General features: G+C 73.3%; 18 protein-coding genes. 10 read left to right on the top strand and 8 right to left on the bottom strand.

Annotation, left to right across the window (positions count from 1 at the left end):
- Positions 1-6 precede the first annotated feature (6 nt).
- Positions 7-861: a DeoR/GlpR family DNA-binding transcription regulator gene (locus ACZ7LY_RS18650; protein WP_471625700.1), complete on the bottom strand. Its 855-nt coding sequence runs from the start codon at positions 859-861 to the stop codon at positions 7-9.
- 280 nt (positions 862-1,141) lie between these two features.
- Between ACZ7LY_RS18650 and ACZ7LY_RS18655 the strand changes: the two genes are divergently transcribed.
- Positions 1,142-2,005, top strand: coding sequence for a ketose-bisphosphate aldolase (locus ACZ7LY_RS18655; protein WP_471625701.1), 864 nt, complete (start codon positions 1,142-1,144; stop codon positions 2,003-2,005).
- A gap of 98 nt (positions 2,006-2,103) precedes the next feature.
- Here ACZ7LY_RS18655 and ACZ7LY_RS18660 read toward each other — a convergent pair whose 3' ends face one another.
- On the bottom strand, positions 2,104-2,310 hold the full coding sequence (locus tag ACZ7LY_RS18660; protein WP_471625702.1) for a hypothetical protein: 207 nt from the start codon (positions 2,308-2,310) through the stop codon (positions 2,104-2,106).
- 54 nt (positions 2,311-2,364) lie between these two features.
- Complete coding sequence (locus ACZ7LY_RS18665) at positions 2,365-2,733, bottom strand: hypothetical protein (protein ID WP_471625703.1); 369 nt, start codon at positions 2,731-2,733, stop codon at positions 2,365-2,367.
- 218 nt (positions 2,734-2,951) lie between these two features.
- On the opposite strand from ACZ7LY_RS18665, the gene ACZ7LY_RS18670 reads away from it, so the two are divergent.
- The gene (locus ACZ7LY_RS18670) at positions 2,952-4,457 is read left to right on the top strand and encodes an MFS transporter (RefSeq protein ID WP_471625704.1); all 1,506 of its coding nucleotides are present in this window, start codon (positions 2,952-2,954) and stop codon (positions 4,455-4,457) included.
- A gap of 118 nt (positions 4,458-4,575) precedes the next feature.
- On the opposite strand, the gene ACZ7LY_RS18675 is transcribed toward ACZ7LY_RS18670, so the two are convergent.
- Entirely contained in the window at positions 4,576-5,772 is a 1,197-nt protein-coding gene (locus ACZ7LY_RS18675; protein ID WP_471625705.1) for an LmeA family phospholipid-binding protein, read from the bottom strand.
- Between the two features lie 121 nt (positions 5,773-5,893).
- Here ACZ7LY_RS18675 and ACZ7LY_RS18680 point away from each other — a divergent pair, with 121 nt between their 5' ends.
- From ACZ7LY_RS18680 to ACZ7LY_RS18690, 3 genes are all read left to right on the top strand, one after another.
- Positions 5,894-7,003 (top strand): ABC transporter substrate-binding protein, encoded by a 1,110-nt coding sequence (locus ACZ7LY_RS18680; protein WP_471625706.1) that lies wholly within the window; start codon positions 5,894-5,896, stop codon positions 7,001-7,003.
- Positions 7,004-7,071: 68 nt separating this feature from the next.
- Positions 7,072-8,031, top strand: a complete 960-nt coding sequence (locus tag ACZ7LY_RS18685) for an ion transporter (protein ID WP_471625707.1) — start codon at positions 7,072-7,074, stop codon at positions 8,029-8,031.
- 49 nt (positions 8,032-8,080) lie between these two features.
- A complete protein-coding gene (locus ACZ7LY_RS18690; protein WP_471625708.1) occupies positions 8,081-8,344 on the top strand; it encodes a GlsB/YeaQ/YmgE family stress response membrane protein in 264 nt (87 codons plus the stop codon).
- A 268-nt stretch (positions 8,345-8,612) separates the two neighbouring features.
- Here the strand turns inward: ACZ7LY_RS18690 and ACZ7LY_RS18695 are convergent, their stop codons facing one another.
- The gene (locus ACZ7LY_RS18695) at positions 8,613-9,881 is read right to left on the bottom strand and encodes an oxygenase MpaB family protein (RefSeq protein WP_471625709.1); all 1,269 of its coding nucleotides are present in this window, start codon (positions 9,879-9,881) and stop codon (positions 8,613-8,615) included.
- A gap of 45 nt (positions 9,882-9,926) precedes the next feature.
- On the opposite strand from ACZ7LY_RS18695, the gene ACZ7LY_RS18700 reads away from it, so the two are divergent.
- Positions 9,927-10,523 (top strand): TetR/AcrR family transcriptional regulator, encoded by a 597-nt coding sequence (locus ACZ7LY_RS18700; RefSeq protein WP_471625710.1) that lies wholly within the window; start codon positions 9,927-9,929, stop codon positions 10,521-10,523.
- A gap of 32 nt (positions 10,524-10,555) precedes the next feature.
- On the opposite strand, the gene ACZ7LY_RS18705 is transcribed toward ACZ7LY_RS18700, so the two are convergent.
- On the bottom strand, positions 10,556-11,557 hold the full coding sequence (locus ACZ7LY_RS18705) for a LysR family transcriptional regulator (RefSeq protein ID WP_471625711.1): 1,002 nt from the start codon (positions 11,555-11,557) through the stop codon (positions 10,556-10,558).
- 235 nt (positions 11,558-11,792) lie between these two features.
- On the opposite strand from ACZ7LY_RS18705, the gene ACZ7LY_RS18710 reads away from it, so the two are divergent.
- Both ACZ7LY_RS18710 and ACZ7LY_RS18715 read left to right on the top strand, forming a co-directional pair.
- Complete coding sequence (locus ACZ7LY_RS18710; RefSeq protein ID WP_471625712.1) at positions 11,793-12,269, top strand: MarR family winged helix-turn-helix transcriptional regulator; 477 nt, start codon at positions 11,793-11,795, stop codon at positions 12,267-12,269.
- Between the two features lie 172 nt (positions 12,270-12,441).
- The gene (locus ACZ7LY_RS18715) at positions 12,442-14,037 is read left to right on the top strand and encodes an MFS transporter (protein WP_471625713.1); all 1,596 of its coding nucleotides are present in this window, start codon (positions 12,442-12,444) and stop codon (positions 14,035-14,037) included.
- Here the strand turns inward: ACZ7LY_RS18715 and ACZ7LY_RS18720 are convergent.
- A complete protein-coding gene (locus ACZ7LY_RS18720) occupies positions 14,034-14,450 on the bottom strand; it encodes a hypothetical protein (protein WP_471625714.1) in 417 nt (138 codons plus the stop codon). The genes ACZ7LY_RS18715 and ACZ7LY_RS18720 overlap by 4 nt on opposite strands.
- 309 nt (positions 14,451-14,759) lie before the next feature.
- On the bottom strand, positions 14,760-15,383 hold the full coding sequence (locus ACZ7LY_RS18725; RefSeq protein ID WP_471625715.1) for a DUF7691 family protein: 624 nt from the start codon (positions 15,381-15,383) through the stop codon (positions 14,760-14,762).
- Positions 15,384-15,506: 123 nt separating this feature from the next.
- On the opposite strand from ACZ7LY_RS18725, the gene ACZ7LY_RS18730 reads away from it, so the two are divergent.
- Both ACZ7LY_RS18730 and ACZ7LY_RS18735 read left to right on the top strand, forming a co-directional pair.
- Complete coding sequence (locus ACZ7LY_RS18730; RefSeq protein WP_471625716.1) at positions 15,507-15,938, top strand: LAETG motif-containing sortase-dependent surface protein; 432 nt, start codon at positions 15,507-15,509, stop codon at positions 15,936-15,938.
- Between the two features lie 23 nt (positions 15,939-15,961).
- Positions 15,962-16,735 (top strand): RNA polymerase sigma factor, encoded by a 774-nt coding sequence (locus ACZ7LY_RS18735; RefSeq protein WP_471625717.1) that lies wholly within the window; start codon positions 15,962-15,964, stop codon positions 16,733-16,735.
- Positions 16,736-16,885 lie beyond the last annotated feature (150 nt).

Raw genomic sequence — 16,885 nt, forward strand, 5'->3', positions numbered from 1 at the left:
CCCGGCTCAGGCGCGTGCGCCGTCCGCCGGGGCGTCGGCCACGCTCACCGTGACCCCCTCCGCCGCCAGAGCCTCGGCCAGCGCGGGGGAGGGGGCCGTGTCGGTGATCAGGATGTCCGCCATGCCAAGGCCGCCGATCCGGGCGAACAAGGTCCTGTCGAACTTCGAGGAGTCGGCGACCACGATCACGGTCGTGGCGTTCTTGGCCATGGAACTCATCAGCAGCGCCTCGGGCAGATAGCTGGTCGAGAAGCCGTCGGCGTCCACCGCGCCGACCCCGATCAGCGCGATGTCGCAGCGGAAGGCGATGTCGTCCGCCTGCGCGCTGTCCACGCCGAAAGCGGAGGAGATCGGGCCCATCGTGGTCATGAAGCTGGGCCGGATCGGGCCGCCCACCATGAACAGCTCGTCCACGCCCCCGCCCGCCACGGTCTCCGGGAGCAGCAGGTTGTTGGTGACGATCCGCAGCCCCTTGCGCTGGTGAAGCCGGCGCATGACCGCGAGCGTCGTCGTCCCGCCGTTGACGAACAGTGAGGCGCCGTCGCGGATGCACGCCGCCGCGGCCTCGGCGATCGCCTGCTTGTCGGCCGCGTGCAGCCTGGCCCGTACCTCGGTGCCCGTCTCCGGGTCGGGCACCAGGGAGGTGCTGACGGCGCCGCCGTGGGTCCGGATCAGGGCGCCCTGGGCGTCGAGTTCGTCGAGATCGCGGCGGACCGTGTCGGCGGAGACCCCGAAACGTTCGGCCAGCTCCGCCACCGACACCTGATCATGCGCGTTCACGTACGCGGTCAGGTCGGCCTTCCGGCCGGCGGGCAGCCGACTGCTCCCCGCCCCCTTACGGGCCGTCTTCCGTGCGGTCATCCCATCCTCCATGCCTACGAGGCCCGGAAAGGCCCACCGCGAGATCAAACAAGCAGAAAGGTACTTTAGGCCCTTATTCCACGCATTCAGTGCCCCTAGTCTCGCAGACAGCCGCAGAAAAACGCAGGAACGCGGCAGCGAAGCGGCAAGAAGCCGCATCTTCTCTTCTCTCCCGGGTGCGTCGCCCCTCCGGGCGCCATGGCGGTGCCGGGCCCCCGCGCAGGGGGCGACCCCGCCCTCCCCCTCTGTTCCTTTCACTGTGCTCAAGGAGTTGTCGGACATGTTGCTCAGCGGACACGCCATCCTCGGCCCCGCCCACCAGCACGCCTTCTCGGTCCCTGCCTTCAACGTCAGCGACTACGCGATGCTCAAGGGGCTGATCGAGGTCTGCGATGAGCTTCGCTCGCCCCTGATCGTGGCCATCCACCCGGACGAACTGGCGCACGTGGGAGTCGAGTTCGTGCCCTCGGTCCTCTCCTGGGCGCACCGGGTGTCGATCCCCGTCACCATCCACCTCGACCACGGCGCCTCCCTCGACCAGGTGCTCACCGCCATCCAGGCCGGCTTCACCTCCGTCATGATCGACGGCTCACTGCTCCCGTTCGAGGAGAACATCGCGCTCACCAAGGAAGTCACCCGCGTCGCCCACGCGGTCGGCGTCTCCGTGGAGGGGGAACTCGGCACCATCGGCAAGCTCGACGAGCAGGCCGAGGAAGGCGCCTCCGAGATCATCTACACCGACCCGGAGGATGCCCGCCGCTTCGTCGCCGAGACGGACGTCGACTCGCTCGCCGTCGCCATCGGCACCAGCCACGGCCTGTATCCGGCCACGATGACCCCCGAACTGCGCCTCGACCTGCTCGACCGGATCAAGGAAGCCGTGGGCATCCCCCTCGTCCTGCACGGGGGCTCGGGCAACCCCGACAAGGAGATAGCGGGCGCCGTCGCACGCGGCATCAACAAGATCAATATTTCCAGCGACATCAAGGTCGCCTACCACCAGGCCATGCGCGAGGCCCTCGTGGCCGACCCCTCGCTGCGTGAGCCCAACCTGATCCAGCCGCTCAGTACGCCCACGATGAAGAAGGTCGCCGCGGACAAGATCCGCCTCTTCCGGGCGGACGGCAGGGCGGACCTGTACTGACCGGCGCCCGGCTCGGAACGAGCCGGCCACCGGGCCGGGGCCCGAAGCCGGGCCCCGGCCCCGGACCCGGGGGCCGGGTCGTCGGCCGGGTGCGTCTACTACAGCGCCCGCTGAGGCGCCGCGGTGTGCGGGGCCTGCCCGGCCGTCGGGTACGGGGCGGGCGGTGCTGCGGGCAGGAGGGCTGCCGCCTGGTGGCGGATGTGTGCCGCGGCCCGCTGCGCCTCGGCCACGACATCCCCTCGCTCCCGCACGAGTTCTTCATAAATGGGTGCGAGATCTTTTCCGTAGCCGACAGCGGTACTCACCGCATTGCTCCTTCCGCAGCAGAACCGGTCCGATTCACCCCGATGCCCGAACCGTCAGGCACGGTCGAGGCGTGCGGCGATCCCATGACCGATCGCCAGATAGATCAGGGCCGGAAGACCATAATTGAGAATCACCCGAAGGAATTCTGTGTCCATGGTGAAAATGTCCTGTGCCCATCCGGAGAGCCAGTCGGCGGCGCCGTGCACGAACCCGACGAACGGGTTGCCCGAGTTGGCGTCCAGCAGGAACAACACGATCCACAGGCCGAGCAGCCCGGCGGCGACATCGGCGACCGTGCAGAGCGCGATCGCGGCTTTGCGCCCGGCCCGCCCGTCACGCGGCGGGCGTTCCTGGAACGGCGGCGGGGGCGGCGCGCCATAAGGGCGGTATTCGGGTGCGGGAGACGGATCGGTGCCGTTCACGGGAAATCCCTTCGGAGACAGAACGCTTTTCTCTTGGCTCAGCGCCGCCGACTCGCCCCCGCGTTACACCCGCCCCCCGACGCGGTTCATATCGGGCCGCATTCGGTCACGTACGGAAATGCGTGAACCGCTCCGGACATGGCGGGGCGGCGCGAAAGCGGGGGAGCGGGGGCGCCGTCGTACGGCGGGCGGGGCGCGCGCGGCGCACCATGGCGCGCATGGGTGTCAGGCTGTCCTCCGCGCGCGGGCGCTGGATCCTCGTGTGCGTCGTCCTCGCCTCCGGCATGGCCATGCTCGACGGGACCGTCGTCAACGTCGCGCTGCCCACCATGGGCCGCGACCTCGGCGCCCCGCTCTCCGCGCTCCAGTGGGTCGTCAACGCGTACATGCTGACCCTGTCCGCGCTGCTGCTGTGGGGCGGCGCGATGGGCGACCGGATCGGGCGGCGGCGGGCGCTCGTGATCGGCGTCGCCTGGTTCGCGCTGGCCTCCGCGCTGTGCGGGCTCGCCCCCGACGAGGGCACCCTCATCGCGGCCCGCGCCCTCCAGGGCATCGGCGGCGCGCTGCTCACGCCGGGCTCGCTCGCGCTCGTACGGTCCGTGTACCACCCCGACGACCAGGCGCGCGCGGTCGGCGCCTGGTCGGGCCTGACCGGTGTCGCCGGGGCGCTCGGCCCGTTCCTCGGCGGCTGGCTCATCGACGGGCCCGGCTGGCGCTGGATCTTCCTCATCAACGTGCCGCTCGCCGCGTTCGTCCTCGCCGTCGCGCTGCGGCACGTCCCCGAGAGCCGCGACGAGACCGCGGCCGACGCCCCCTTCGACAAGCTCGGCGCCGTGCTCGCCGCGCTCTGCCTCGCCGGCATCAGCTACGCCCTGATCGGCGCGTCCGGTGGGGTGCCCGCCGCCGGGACGGCGCTCGCCGCGCTCGCCGGGGTCGCGGCCGGTGCCGCGTTCCTCGCCGTCGAGCGGCGAAAGCCGGCGCCCATGCTGCCGCCGTCACTGTTCCGCTCCGGGCTGTTCAGCGCCACCAACGGCATGACCCTGTGCCTGTACGCGGGCATCGGCGGCATCCTCTTCCTGCTGCCGGTGCAGCTCCAGATCGCGCTCGGCTACGACGCCCTCCAGGCGGGCGTCGCCACCCTGCCGATCACCGGGCTCATGCTGCTGCTGTCGGCGCGCTCCGGCGACCTCGCCCGCCGCGTCGGCCCCACCCCGCCGCTGATCGCCGGGCCGCTCGTCGCCGCCGCCGGAGTCCTGCTGATGCTGCGCATCACGCCCGGAGCGTCGTACGCGGGTGAGGTGCTGCCCGCTGTCGCCGTGCTGGGGCTCGGCATGGCCGGCTTCGTCGCCCCGCTCACGGCGACGGTCCTCGCGTCCGTCGCGCCCGAACGCGCGGGGCTCGCCAGCGGCGTCAACAACACCGCCGCGCGCGTCGCCCAACTCCTCGTCGTCGCCGCGCTGCCGCTCGCCGTGGGCCTGTCCGGCGAGGCGTACACGCGGCCCGGCGCGGTCGACTCCGCCTTCCACCGGGCGGCGTTCGGCTGCGCCGCGCTGTTCGTGCTGGCCGCCGTGCTGGCCGCCGTCTTTGTCCGGCCGCGCGCGGTACGCCCCCGCCTGGAGTCCGCGCCGCGCCCCCAGTGCCGCTCCCACCTCGGGGTCACCGCGCCCGCCCTGGAGCCGGGGGAGGGACGCAGGGCCGGGCGGGACCGGGGCACGGCCGACTGACCGCGTTCCGCCCGGGGCGCGTCCGGATGGCCGGACCCTGGGCGGTGCCGCCGCGTACGACCCGCTTGATCTGCCGGGTGCTTGCTTTGCCCGGTGCCTGATATAGCTGATGCCTGATCTACCTGATGGGGACGTCCTTGCCCGTCAGTTCCGCGCGGATGCCGTCCTGCGTCACCGTGATCCGGCTCAGCCCGAGATCGCCGGGCATGCCCGAGGGGAGCCGCGCGGAGAACTCCATCGCCTGCGCCACCTTCGGCTTCCCGGTCGCACGGAGGCCCTTGACCAGCGCCGGGTCGATACCGGCCGGCTTCAGCAGCCCCGGGTGGTCGGCGAGCGCGTCGAGCGCCCCGCCCCGCAACAGGTTCCCGGCGCGCAACGGCCGGCCCGTCGTCCGCTCGAACGCGTCGCCGTCCATCCGCTCGGTCGCCGGGCGCGCCAGTCGCAGGCCGCCGCCCTTGCCGGGCGTGTACGTCAGCATGCCGGGGACGACCAGCCGCGTGTCCGACACGGTGAGCGCGACGCCCTGCCGTCCGACGCGCCGCACCTGCGCCCGCGACCGCACGTCGACCGTCCGGCCCGCGACAGGGATCTCGCCCTTCGCGCGCACGGTGTTGTCCTTGCCGGGCGTCAGCCGCACCTGCGAGGCGCCGATCTCCCGCGTCAGGTCGTCGAAGTCGAGGAAGACCTCGCCGCGCACCCGGCCGAGGTCGGCGCCCCGCACGGAAGTAGGCAGGCTGCCCACGGCCTGGATGTCGTCCACTGTCGCCTTCACCTGCGCGATGGACACGGGCCCCGCGGACAGGTCCGGCACGTTCACCTCGACGCGGTCCAGGCCGCCGGTCGCCACCTGCGTCAGGAACGGGAACCCGTCGATCCGCACCTCCGGCGCGGCCCGCAGCCCGAGCTGCTCGCGCACCTGCTCCGCGGCGAAGTCCTGGGCGTACGCCACGGCCAGCCGGTCACCCATCCCGAGGAAGGCGGCGACGACGACCAGCGCGCCGACGACCTTGAGCCCGGTCCGCACGGGGTGACGGCGGCGGGCGACCCCGCGCCCGGACACCTCCGTACGGTCGCCCGCGTCGACGGCGGCGCCGGCCTCCTCGTGCGCGCCTACGCCTACGCCTACGCCTGCGTCCTCGCGCTCGTGCTCGTCCTCGGGCCCGCCGGGTACCGCTGTCGCGTCGTCCGGCCGGGTGGGCGGGGCCGCGTCCGGTCCAGTGGGGGCCTCTTCCGGCTGCCGCGTCGCCGTTTCCCGCGCCTTCGTCGCTTCCGGGGGTACGGCCGTGTCGTGGGAGGGGGTTCCTTGCGCGTTCACCGGCCCATGCGAACACGCGACCGCTCACCGGGTCCAACTCGGCCCGGACACACGGGGAGGAACCGTGAACTCCCGCCCGCCCTACAATCGGGGCCACCGTCACAGGGGGAGACACCCGCACATGAGTACGCCCCGCCGCGCGTCCGGCACGCCCGCGAACAGCCCGATCACGCTCGGGGCCCTCGCCCCGCTGACCCCGCCCGGCTGGGTCGACGCCGGACGGCACCTCCTCGCCGGGCTCACCCTCGGCGCCGACCAGGCCAACGCGGCGGGCGGCGTCGGCGGGCGGCCCCTGGAACTCGTCGTACGGGACACCGCCGCCGACCCGGCCCGCGCGGTCGCCGCCGTCGACGAACTCGCCGGGCTCGGCGTGGCCGCGCTCGCGGGGGAGTTCCACAGCGTCGTCGCCCGCGAGGCGGCCGGCCGCGCCGACGCGCTCGGGGTGCCGTTCCTGTGCTCCTCCGCCGTCCTCGACGCGCTCACCGACGCGCCCAGCGACCACGTCGCCCGCATCGCGCCCGCGCAGTCGCACAGTTGGCGCGTCTACGCCGACTTCCTCCTCGCCGCCGGGCACCGCACGATCGCCGTCGCCGCGCAGCCCAGCCTCTACTGGGAGGCCGGCACCGCCATCCTGCGCGACCACCTCACCGTGCGCGGCGCGAAGCTCGTCGCCCTCGACCTCGCGGCGCACCAGCGGCCCGAGGGCGTCTGCGATTTCGTCGCCGCGCACGGCGCGACCGCCCTGCTGCTCCTGGCCGGACTGCCCGAACCGGCCGCGTCCCTCGTCGAAGCCGTCCGCCGCGACCCGCGCCTGACCGGCGTCCAGCTCGGCGCGCCCGCCGGGCAGCCCGAACTCCCGCAGTGGCACGCCCGGTTGGGCCCGCTCGGCACCGACGTACCCTTCCTGCGCTATCTGCCCGCCCAACTGCCGCCGCAGGGTGAGCGCGTGGCCGTGGCGCTGGCCGAACGTCTCGGCGAGCCACCGTCGTTCGTCGCCTTCGAGGGATACGACACCGCTGTCGTCCTCACCGAGATCCTCCGCACCCACGGCCCCGACCGGGAGGCGATCGCGGGGGCCTGGTCCGAGGTCGCCGTCGAAGGCAGCCGGGGTGCGATCCGCTTCGACCGCGTCCCCGGCATCGGCGTACGGCAGTGGGCGTGGCCCCCGGTCCAGGTCGTGGACCGCGATCCGGCGGACCCCGGCGCCTTCCGCGTCCGTCACCAGGGCTGACGCGCTTCCGGCGGCGCCGGGGGCTCGGCGGCGGGCCCGCGCGGCGGAGCCCGTAAGATCCGATTCCCGTGAGCAGCAACACGATTCCGTTACCCGCACACAGCCGCCGGGCGGTCCTCGCGGCGCGCTGCCGTGCCGTCGTCGAAACGCGCTGGTTCGCCGTCGCCGTCTTCGGCCTGATCCTCGCCAACGCGGCCGTGCTCGGCGTCGAGACGTACAGCGGGGTCACCGACCGCTGGGACGGCGAGCTGAAGGCGCTCGAACACGGCTTCCTCGCCGTGTTCACCGCCGAGACGGCCCTGCGGATCGCGGCGCACGCCGACCGGCCCCGCGCGTGGTTCCGTGACCCGTGGAACCTCTTCGATCTCGCCGTCGTCGTCTGCGCGTTCCTGCCGTTCTTCCGGGAGAACGCCACTGTCCTGCGGCTGCTGCGCCTCGCCCGCGTGCTGCGCGCGGCCCGCTTCCTGCCCCAACTGCGCATCGTGCTCGTCGCGGTGGGCCGCAGCCTGCCCGGCACGGTCAGCTTCCTGCTCGTCGGCGGGCTGCTGCTGTACGTGTACGCGATGGTCGGCTGGGTCTTCTTCGGCGCCGCCGACCCCGAGCACTTCGGCTCCATCGGCCGGGCGGTGCTCACCCTCTTCCTGCTGATGACGCTCGACGGTCTCGGTGACGCGGTCCGCGCCGGACTGGAGATCTCCCGCTGGAGCATCGTCTACTACGCGTCGTATGTGCTCATCGCCTCGTTCGTCCTGGTCAACGTGTTGATCGGGGTCGTCATCACCTCGCTCGAGGAGGCGCGCGCGATGGAGGAGCAGGCCGAACGCGCGGACCGCGGCGGCCCGGACGCGGTGGGTGCGGCGGGCGAGACGCCGGACGCCGACGTACGGGCCCGGATCGCCGCCGCCCGCCGCGCCCTCGACGAACTGGAGCACAGCCTCTCAACGGCCATAGGGGAGCGGCCTGTTGGTGGCTCCGGGCACTCAACCAGCCGCCAGGAGAGTGCGTCTGCCTTGCCAGGGAACACGTGATTCGACACGCGTGTCGAATGCACGCAGGACCAAGGAGAGGCAGACAGGCATGGAGATCTCCGGCATCTTCACCGCGATCGTCATCGGCATCGTGATCGGTGTCCTGGGCCGTCTGGTCATCCCGGGCCGCCAGCGCATCGGCATCCTGTGGACGATCCTGGTCGGCGTGGTGGCGGCCCTCGTCGGCACGGTCATCGCCGGTGCCGTCGGTGTCGCCGACACCAAGGGCATCGACTGGATCGAACTGCTCATCCAGATCGCCCTCGCCGCGGTCGGCGTCGTGGCCATCGAGCGGCTCAAGGGCCGCCGCTGACGCCGACGGCGCCCGATGACCGGCACGGGTCGGGCGCGGGGCTTCACCGGCCCCGCGTCCCGCGGCTACTAGCTCGCCGCGAGGGGGCGCGGGGAACTGCGCGCTCAGCCACGACGCACCCGGCACTCTGGGGCGCTGCCCCAGGCCCCGCTCCTCAATCGCCGGAGGGGCTGGGAATTTGAGGCTGAGGCCAACTCCCAGGGCCGGAGGCCGGATTCCCGGTCGGCCCGGACCCCCGCCCCCAGGACCGGACCGCGCGCCCTGGGCGCTACGGCAGACGCGCCACCGACGCCTGTTCGCCGGGGAACATCGACGCCAGCAGCCGGTCCTGCTCCCGTGCCCCGCGCCGCGTCAACCGCCCCCGCCCGCCCGGCAGTACGCCGAGGACGCGGTAGCGGCCGGTGTTGCGGGCGAGCGCGAGCGGCAGCGCCCACGGGACACCGCACGGCAGCCCCAGATCGCGCATCCCCTCCCGTCCCATGAACACCGTCAACAGGCTTGCCTGGCGCGCCCTTTCGTACCGCCGGTGCAGCCGCTCGACGCGCGCGTCACGGTGCCCGAAGGAGCGCTCGGCCTGCGCGTCCAGCGTCCTGCGCGCCAACTCCTGCCCGGCCGGGGTCTGTCCGGCGGCGGCCAGCAGGATGTGATGGTTCCAGCGGTGCCGTACCCGCTCGTCGTCCGTCAGCCACTGCGCGTCGACGCCCATCAATAGGCCGACGTAGCGCCACAGATGCATCAGGTCGTCGCGCTCGTCCCGCGTCAGCCGCACACCGAGCGCCCGGCACCCCAGGATCACCGTCGCGTCGAACAGGCCGAGCGTCGCCGCCTGGTCCGCCTGGTTGACCGGAAGGCCCCAACGGGCCGTGACCCAGCGGTCGGTGAAGCGGGCGTTCACGAGGGCGTGCAGGGCCCGCACATGCAGCGTCAGGCGCCAGCCCCGCGCGCCCGGGAGCAGGCCGCCGGGACGGGTGACGGCGTTCGCCCACGTCGTCGTCTCCCCGAGCCTGCGCAGCGTCGTGTCACCGGTCAGCGCGCCGGTGCGGACGAGGAGGTCGGCCGGGCCGCCGAACCGGTAGCCGCCGATGAGGGAGAGGAGCGTGAGGACGTCACCGGCGTTGCGCCCGAGGAAGCGGTAGGCCGCCGCGCCGCGCTCGACGCGCTCCCGGTCCAGCCACTCGGGCACCCGCAGCGCCTCGCCGACGAAAGCGCGCAGCGCGGGCGGCGCGTCCGGCGGCGGCGGTTCGGGCGCGGCGGCGAGCGCGTCCGCGAACGCGGTCCGCGTGACGCGCCCCGGGTCGCCGGGCGGCAGCGCCATGGCCCGCGCGAGCGCCGCGCCCGCCTCGTCGCGCTCCAGCAGCGCCGCGCCCAGACGGTCCATCAGGGACTCGTCCACGGACGGATCGACGCCTGTCAGCAGCAGGAGCGGGCGGGCGATCCGGCGCCCGCGCGCCTCGGCCTCACGGAACCGGCTCGGGACGGCGATCGGCAGCCGGCCGGGGGACGGGGTGGTGCCACGGACCTCGGGGATCTGTGTCATGAAACCGTTGTAACGCGAACATTTATTCGCATACAATTCGCGTTCATGCGGAAAGAGCCGCGACAGGACCGGTCCCGCCGGATGGTCGAGCGGATCGTCACCGCCGCGCGCACGGTCCTCACCCGCGACGGCTACGCCCGGTTCGCCACCACGCGCGTCGCCGACGAGGCCGGCATCAGCCCGGGCTCCCTCTACCAGTACTTCCGCGACAAGGACGAACTGCTCACCGTCCTCATGACCCGCTTCTGGGCCGAGACCGGCGACCGCGTCACCGCCGCACTCGCGGACCGCCTCGGGCAGCCCCCGCACCGCCTCATCCCCGACGCCGTCGAGGCGCTGCTGTCCGCGATGGAGCACGACTCGCGACTCCTTCGCGTTGTCACCGAGGAAGTGCCCCCGCGCTACAGCGAGGACCACCTCCACGCGCTGCGCCGCCGCGTCCAGGACCTCGGCTCCGCCTACCTCGCCGGACGCGCCCCCGGCGAGCGCGGCGCCGCCGTCCGCGCCTGGATCGTCGTCGCCGCCATGGAGGCGCTCACCGTCCGCTGGATCCTGGAACGGCCTCCGATCCCGCGCGACGAACTCGTCGCCGAACTCACCGCCCTCGTCACCCACTACATGACCGGGACCCGTACCCTGTGAGTGACGGTCCGTCACCGACCCTCATGGGTACGTCACTTCGCATCGACCGGCGTGGCGACGACCGGTGACACGTCGACCGGTGTCGCGTCGACCTCCGCCCCCACCTCCGCCGCCGTCCTCCGCAGCCAGATGTGCCCGGCGTCCTGCGTGTGCACCGGATGCCACCACATGACCTCCCGTACGGGCACCGCGTCGAAGGGGCACGGAAGGACGCGGACGGCCGCCGACCGCAGTACCCGGCGCGCGAGCCGCTCCTGCACCATGGCGATCCGGCGGGTGCCCTCCACCACGTACGGCAGGAGCTGGAAGGTCTGCACCGACACCTCGACACGCGGCGTGATGCCCAGCATGCTCAACTGCCGTGCCGCCGGGGCGTCATAGGGCCGCTGGTACACGGCCCACGGCAGCTCCGCCAGATGCTTCAGCGTCAGGGCGTCCCCGATGTCCGGATGGTCGTCGGCGACGACGCACACCCAGCGGTCGGTGTACAGCTCGACCGTCGGGTAGCCGTCGATGATGCCGTGCGGCATGAGTAGCCCGTCCACCGTGCTCAGCGCCGTCCCCGGGTGCTCCACCAGCGACGGGAAGGTGTGCCGGAACGTGAGCCGCACCCCGGGCGCCCGCGCGTGCAGCACCCGCGCCAGCCGCGCGCCGAACACGGCCGTCGCGTAGTCGGAGGCGAGCAGCGTGAACTCGCGGGTCTCGGTCGCCGGGTCGAACTCGGCCTGGCTGGAGAACAGTCGCTCCAGCAGATCGCAGGCGGTCGCGCTGCGATCGAGCAACGCGGCGCCCAGCGGCGTCAGTTCGTAGGTGCCGCCCGTGCGCGCGAGCAGCTCGTCGTCGAAGTGACGGCGCAGCCGGGCCAGCGCGGAACTCATCGCCGGCTGACTCAGACCGATCCGCGCCCCCGCCCGCGTCACGTTCCGCTCCTCCAGCAACGCCCGCAAGGACACGACCAGGTTGAGGTCGAGACGGGACGGGCTCACCGCATGCCGCCGCTGCGCGAGAGCATCCATGTCATGGATGGCGTCCATTCAAAAGATGATTCCCATGATCCTCCGGACGGGTTCAGAGTAGACGCAACCCAGCGGGAGGATCTCTTGCCCCCGGGCGGCGCGGGGCGGGTCGCACGGGCGGGGCGACGGAGCAGCCGGGGTCGACATCGTTGAAGGACGAGAGGCGGCGGGCACTCGGCCCGGGGCCCAGGAGCGGCAGGCGAAGGTTTAGGTATGTTGACATAGGTATCTGCTCGTACCTATAGTACGGGGCATGCCCGCCCCCCGCGCGTCCCGCCAGGACCCCGACCACGTAGCCCACGGGCTCGTGGCGTGCCTGCCCGCGCTGGCCCGGGCGATGGAGCGGCAGATCGACACGGACTTCCCGCACCCCAAGCCGCCCGAGGCGCAGCTCGCCCTGCTGCGCCACATCGGCGCCCACGACGGGGTCACCGTCCGCCGCGCCGCCGACGCGCTGCTCATGAAGTCGAACAACGTCAGCGCCCTCGTCACCCAGCTCACCGAGCAGGGCCTCGTCGAGCGCCGCCAGGACCCCGCCGACAAGCGCGTCGCGCATCTGCACCTCACGGCGACCGCACGTCAGCGGATCGACGCCGTGCAGGAGTTGATGAGCGGCCGGATCGCGGACGCCCTGCGCGCCCTCACCGACGGCGAACTCGACGCGCTCGGCTCCGCCCTCGGCGCCCTCCAGGCACTGCACGCCGGGCTTCTCCAGCCCGCCCGCGCCTGACCCTCCGCGTCTCACGCCCTTCCCGCGCGCCCCGGCCCCCGCCCCTTTCGGCGGTGGCCCGCCCGTGCGCGGGGAGGGCGGGCCGTGCGTGCGGTCGCGGTCACGGCCCGCGCGCACCCCTGCCACGCGCCCCCTGCCACGTTCCCCTCCTCCCGCAAGGATTCACCTCCGCATGTCGCCCTCAGGCACCCTCGACTCCACCCCCGTACAGGCGAGCCCGCCCACCTCGGCGGCGCCGCAAGGCCGGCGGGCCAACCCGTGGCTGACGCTCGTCGCCGTCGCGTTCGGCCTCTTCATGGTCGGCCTCGACGGGTCCGTCGTCTCCATCGCCAACCCCGAGATCGGCCGCTCCCTCGGCGCCACGACCGCCGACCTCCAGTGGGTCACCAACGCCTATCTGCTCGCCCTCGCCGCCGCCCTCATCCTCGGCGGCAAGCTCGGCGACCGGTTCGGGCGGCGCACCTTCTACCTCGTCGGCGTCGCCGGGTTCACGCTCGCGTCCGTCGCCATCGGCCTGTCCGGGTCGATCGGGGGCGTCATCGCGTTCCGCGCGCTCCAGGGCTTCTTCGGCGCGCTCCTCATGCCGAACACGCTCGGACTGCTGCGAGCCGTCTTCCCGCCCCGCAAGTTCGGTATGGCCGTGGGCATCTGGGCGATGGTCTCCTCCGTATCTACCGCGCTCGGGCCCATCGTCGGCGGCCTCCTCGTCGAGCACGTCTCCTGGGAGTCCGTCTTCTACATCAACGCCCCCATCGGCGTCCTCGCCCTCGCCTTCGCCGCCGCCGTCCTGCCGCAGAGCCGCAACAGCGCTGCCGCAGGCGCCAAGTTCGACGTGCCTGGCGTGCTGCTGCTCGCCCTCGGTCTGCTCGCCGTCGTGTTCGGCGTCGTCAAGGGCGAGGCGTGGGGCTGGAGTTCGGCGGCCACCCTCGGCACGCTCGGCGCGGGCATCGTCGTACTCGCCCTGTTCGCCTGGTACGAGACGCGCGTACGGCACCCGCTGCTGCCGATGCGCCTGTTCCGCAACCCGGCGCTCAGCATCGGCACGGTCATCACCGCCCTGAACTTCTTCGTCCTGCTCGGCTGCATCTTCTTCGTGATGCTCTACCTCCAGAACGTGCGCGGCTTCACCCCGGTCGAAGCGGGCGTACGGACCCTGCCGCTGAGCCTCGCCTCCGTCGTCGCGTCCCCGCTCGGCGCCGCCCTCACCGAGCGGTACGGGCCGCGCCTGACGATGCCGCTCGGCATGCTGCTCCAGGCCGGTGCCGCCTTCGCCATGCTCGGCTGGGACGCGCACTCCTCGTACACCGCGATGTGGCCGCCGTTCGTCGCGCTCGGGCTCGGCGTCGGCATGGTGATGGCGTCCTCGTCCGAGGCCGTCGTCGGCAACGCGCCCGTGCAGGACGGCGGCGTCGCGGGTGGCCTCCAGGCGACGGCGCTCCAGGTCGGCGGCGCGCTCGGCACCTCCGTCCTCGTCTCCCTCATCAGCAGCCGCGTCGGCGCCACCCTCGGCGGCGAACTGACCGCCGCCGGCGTCCCGTCCGGCCCCGCGCACGCGCTCACCGGGGCGCGGGACGCCGTGGCGATGGGCGTCGCGCCGGCCGACCCCGCGATGCCCGCCGCCCTGCGCACCGCCGTCACCGAAGGCAGCCACGCGGCCTTCATGAACGGCGTCCACACCGCCGCGCTGGTCTCCGCGGTGCTGTGCGTCCTCGGCGCGGTCCTCGCTGTGGCGGGGGTGCGCCGCGCGCCCCGGGCGGCCGAGCACTAAGGCGTGTCGGCGGGCTCCGGAGCCGGTGCCGGTGCCGGTGCCGGTGCCGGTGTCGATGCCGATGCCGATGCCGGAGCAGGCGCAGGAGCCGTCGCCGGGGTCGCGGTCTGGGACGCCGCCTGCTTGCGCTGGTGCACGAGCAGGCCGATGAAACCCGCGAGGAAGCCGCTGATCAGGCCGGAGACGGCGTGGTTGGCGGCGTTCGCGCCCTCGCTCGCGGGCATCCCGACCGCCAGATAGTTGACGAGGGCGCTCATCACGGCGCCGATCACCCCGCCGATCAGGCCACTGACCGCCGACACCCGCAGCACGGGCTGCCGTTGGGCGGGGCGGTCGGCGGGGGTGCCTGCGGCGGGGGCGGCCGGGGCGGCGCCGGAAGCGCCTCTCGGTCTGTCCGACGGGGTACCGGGCATGGGGTGCGTCCTCTCGGCGAAGCTGACGTGGTGATCCGCCGTCAGCGGCGCGCGAGGGCGTACGGACAGGCCGAATCCCGGGCGGACACGGCCCCGCACCACCGTGCACGCACCGGCAGACGACTACGCGCAACTGTGCGATGAGCCAGGACCTTCACGGAATCCCCTCAGCCATCACAAATCCTGATACTCAAGATCCACGCGGTGAATGCCCCGGCTCCGGCCCGGCCCCGGCAGCGCCCCGGCCCCGACCCCGGTCCCCGCCCTCTCCGCGCGCCCCCGCCCCGCCGCACAGATGCCGGCCGCTCCTCAGAAGCGGAACCCCACCACGCTCAGCCCCTCCCGGTCCGCGGCCGCCTGCGCCCACCCGAGGGCCTGGAAGACGGCGTCCACGATCTCCTTCTCCAGTTCGGGGAACGGCCGTTCACCCGCCTCGGCGGCCCGCATGGTCACGTTGAACTGCTCCAGCGCCCGCCTGATCTGCTCCGGAGTCCACACCCCGCACCCCGGCAACTCCGTACGCGGCAGCGGCTCCGGCAGTCCCGGCGCCCCGAAGTCGCTCACGCTCACCGCCGTCACCCCCATCGCCCGCAGCCCCTCGTCGACGGCCGGCAGCCAGGCGCCCCGGTGCGGAGTGAAACGGTCGTTGGGCAGGAACGACCCCGTCAGCGAGCACAGCCACTCGTACGCGTAGCCGTACCGGAAGGCGTACTGCCCGGGCGCGTCGAACGGGCCGCCGTCGATCACCGCGCGGACCGCCTCGTACGCCGTGGGCGCGCCCGCCGCGATCTCGCCGCGGAAATCGTCGTCCTGCTCCTCCAGACGGTCCGCGTAGTGCGTGCGGAAGAACTCCAGGTTCTCCTCGCTGCGGCACCCCACCAGGGCGCGGGTGGCGGTTTCGTCGAGCAGATAGACATGAAGGGAAGAACTCATGGCGCACCACCCTAAGCGGCTCGGAAATTACCTCGCCCGCCGCGGCAACCTCTGGCGGGGACGCGCGTCGTGTGGGGGTGAAGGGTGCCGACCGGCGCCTTCGTCCGACCCTGGAGTACCACCGTGAACAAGCTCGTCCCCGCCCGCGGCGCCCTCGTCGCCGCCGGACTCCTCGCCGCCCTGGCCGCCGCCCCCGCAGCGCACGCCGACTCCACCGCGCCGACCGCCGCCCCCGCGCCCGCCACCGCGACCCCGAGCCCCGCGCCCTCCGCGTCGGTCAGCCGCGCCCCGCACGCCTCGCCGACGCTGCCGCCGAAGGCCACACCGTCCGCCGCGCCGACCGCCCCGGGCGCCGGCGGCACCGCCACCCCCAGCGCCCCGCCGAAGGCCACGCCCACCTCGCCCGCCGCCGCACCCGCCGGGAACAGCAAGGACAAGCTCGCCCATACTGGGGCCTCCGACACCACCACCGCCGTCGCGGGCGCCGGAGCCGTCGTCCTCATCGCCGGTGGAGCAGCGGCCCTGATCGCCGTACGCCGCCGCTCGCACCGCTGACGCCGCCCGACCCGAGGAACCTCGTGCACAGCCCCGCAGTCACCGAACTCGCCTCACCGGCACTGCCGTTCACCTTCCCGTCCCGCCGCCCTCGCGCGCGGTGGCGGGACCGGCTGCGCGGGCTGCTGCGCGGGTACCGGTCCACCCTCGACGCGTCCGCCCCGGGCGCCGACAGGGCGGGCCGCTCCGCGCCGGGCACCGCCTCCGCGTACGGCACGGCATCCCCGTACGGCACGCCCCCCGCGTACGGCCAGGGCGGGACGTACCGCCAGGACGGCACGTACGGGCACGGCGGCGTGTCCGGTGACCGGCCGCCGACCGTCACCGAGCTGTATGACGCGCACCGCCTGCGCATGGTCCGGCTCGCGGTGCTGCTCGTGGACGATTTGGCGACCGCGGAGGACGTCGTGCAGGACGCGTTCACGGCGCTGTACCGCCGCCACGGCGAGCACATCACCGAGGTCGACAACGCGCTCGGCTATCTGCGGACCTCTGTCGTCAACACCGCACGTTCCGTGCTCCGCCGACGCCGCACCGCCCGCGCGTGGACCCCGCCCCCGCCCGGCGAGGCGCCCTCCGCCGAGGACAGCGTCGTGCTCGACGAGGCGCATCGCGAGGTCCTCGCCGCGCTCGCCCGCCTCACCCCGCGCCGCCGCCAGGTCCTCGTCCTGCGCTACTGGGCCGAACTCAGCGAGGCCGAGATAGCCGCCACCCTCGGCATCAGCAAAGGCGCCGTGAAGTCGAACGCCAGCCGCGCCCTCGACGCCCTGGAGAAGAACCTGGAGGGCCGGATATGACCGCCGTACCGCCCCGGACCCCGCACGACGACGGCTCGTACGGCCCGTACGGCTCGTACGGCTCGTACGGCTCGTACGGCTCGTACGGCTCGTACGGCTCGTACGGCTCGTACGGCTCGTACGGCTCGTACGGCTCGTACGGCTCGTACG

It is taken from the genome of Streptomyces sp. NPDC107550 (assembly GCF_055639095.1).

Coding starts and splice junctions, on each gene's coding strand:
- ACZ7LY_RS18690 (WP_471625708.1), top strand. CDS start 8,081: ATGGAGATCTCCGGCATCTTCACCGCGATCGTCATCGGCATCGTGATC.
- ACZ7LY_RS18680 (WP_471625706.1), top strand. CDS start 5,894: ATGAGTACGCCCCGCCGCGCGTCCGGCACGCCCGCGAACAGCCCGATC.
- ACZ7LY_RS18725 (WP_471625715.1), bottom strand. CDS start 15,383: ATGAGTTCTTCCCTTCATGTCTATCTGCTCGACGAAACCGCCACCCGC.
- ACZ7LY_RS18670 (WP_471625704.1), top strand. CDS start 2,952: ATGGGTGTCAGGCTGTCCTCCGCGCGCGGGCGCTGGATCCTCGTGTGC.
- ACZ7LY_RS18700 (WP_471625710.1), top strand. CDS start 9,927: ATGCGGAAAGAGCCGCGACAGGACCGGTCCCGCCGGATGGTCGAGCGG.
- ACZ7LY_RS18655 (WP_471625701.1), top strand. CDS start 1,142: ATGTTGCTCAGCGGACACGCCATCCTCGGCCCCGCCCACCAGCACGCC.
- ACZ7LY_RS18650 (WP_471625700.1), bottom strand. CDS start 861: ATGACCGCACGGAAGACGGCCCGTAAGGGGGCGGGGAGCAGTCGGCTG.
- ACZ7LY_RS18695 (WP_471625709.1), bottom strand. CDS start 9,881: ATGACACAGATCCCCGAGGTCCGTGGCACCACCCCGTCCCCCGGCCGG.
- ACZ7LY_RS18705 (WP_471625711.1), bottom strand. CDS start 11,557: ATGGACGCCATCCATGACATGGATGCTCTCGCGCAGCGGCGGCATGCG.
- ACZ7LY_RS18715 (WP_471625713.1), top strand. CDS start 12,442: ATGTCGCCCTCAGGCACCCTCGACTCCACCCCCGTACAGGCGAGCCCG.
- ACZ7LY_RS18710 (WP_471625712.1), top strand. CDS start 11,793: ATGCCCGCCCCCCGCGCGTCCCGCCAGGACCCCGACCACGTAGCCCAC.
- ACZ7LY_RS18720 (WP_471625714.1), bottom strand. CDS start 14,450: ATGCCCGGTACCCCGTCGGACAGACCGAGAGGCGCTTCCGGCGCCGCC.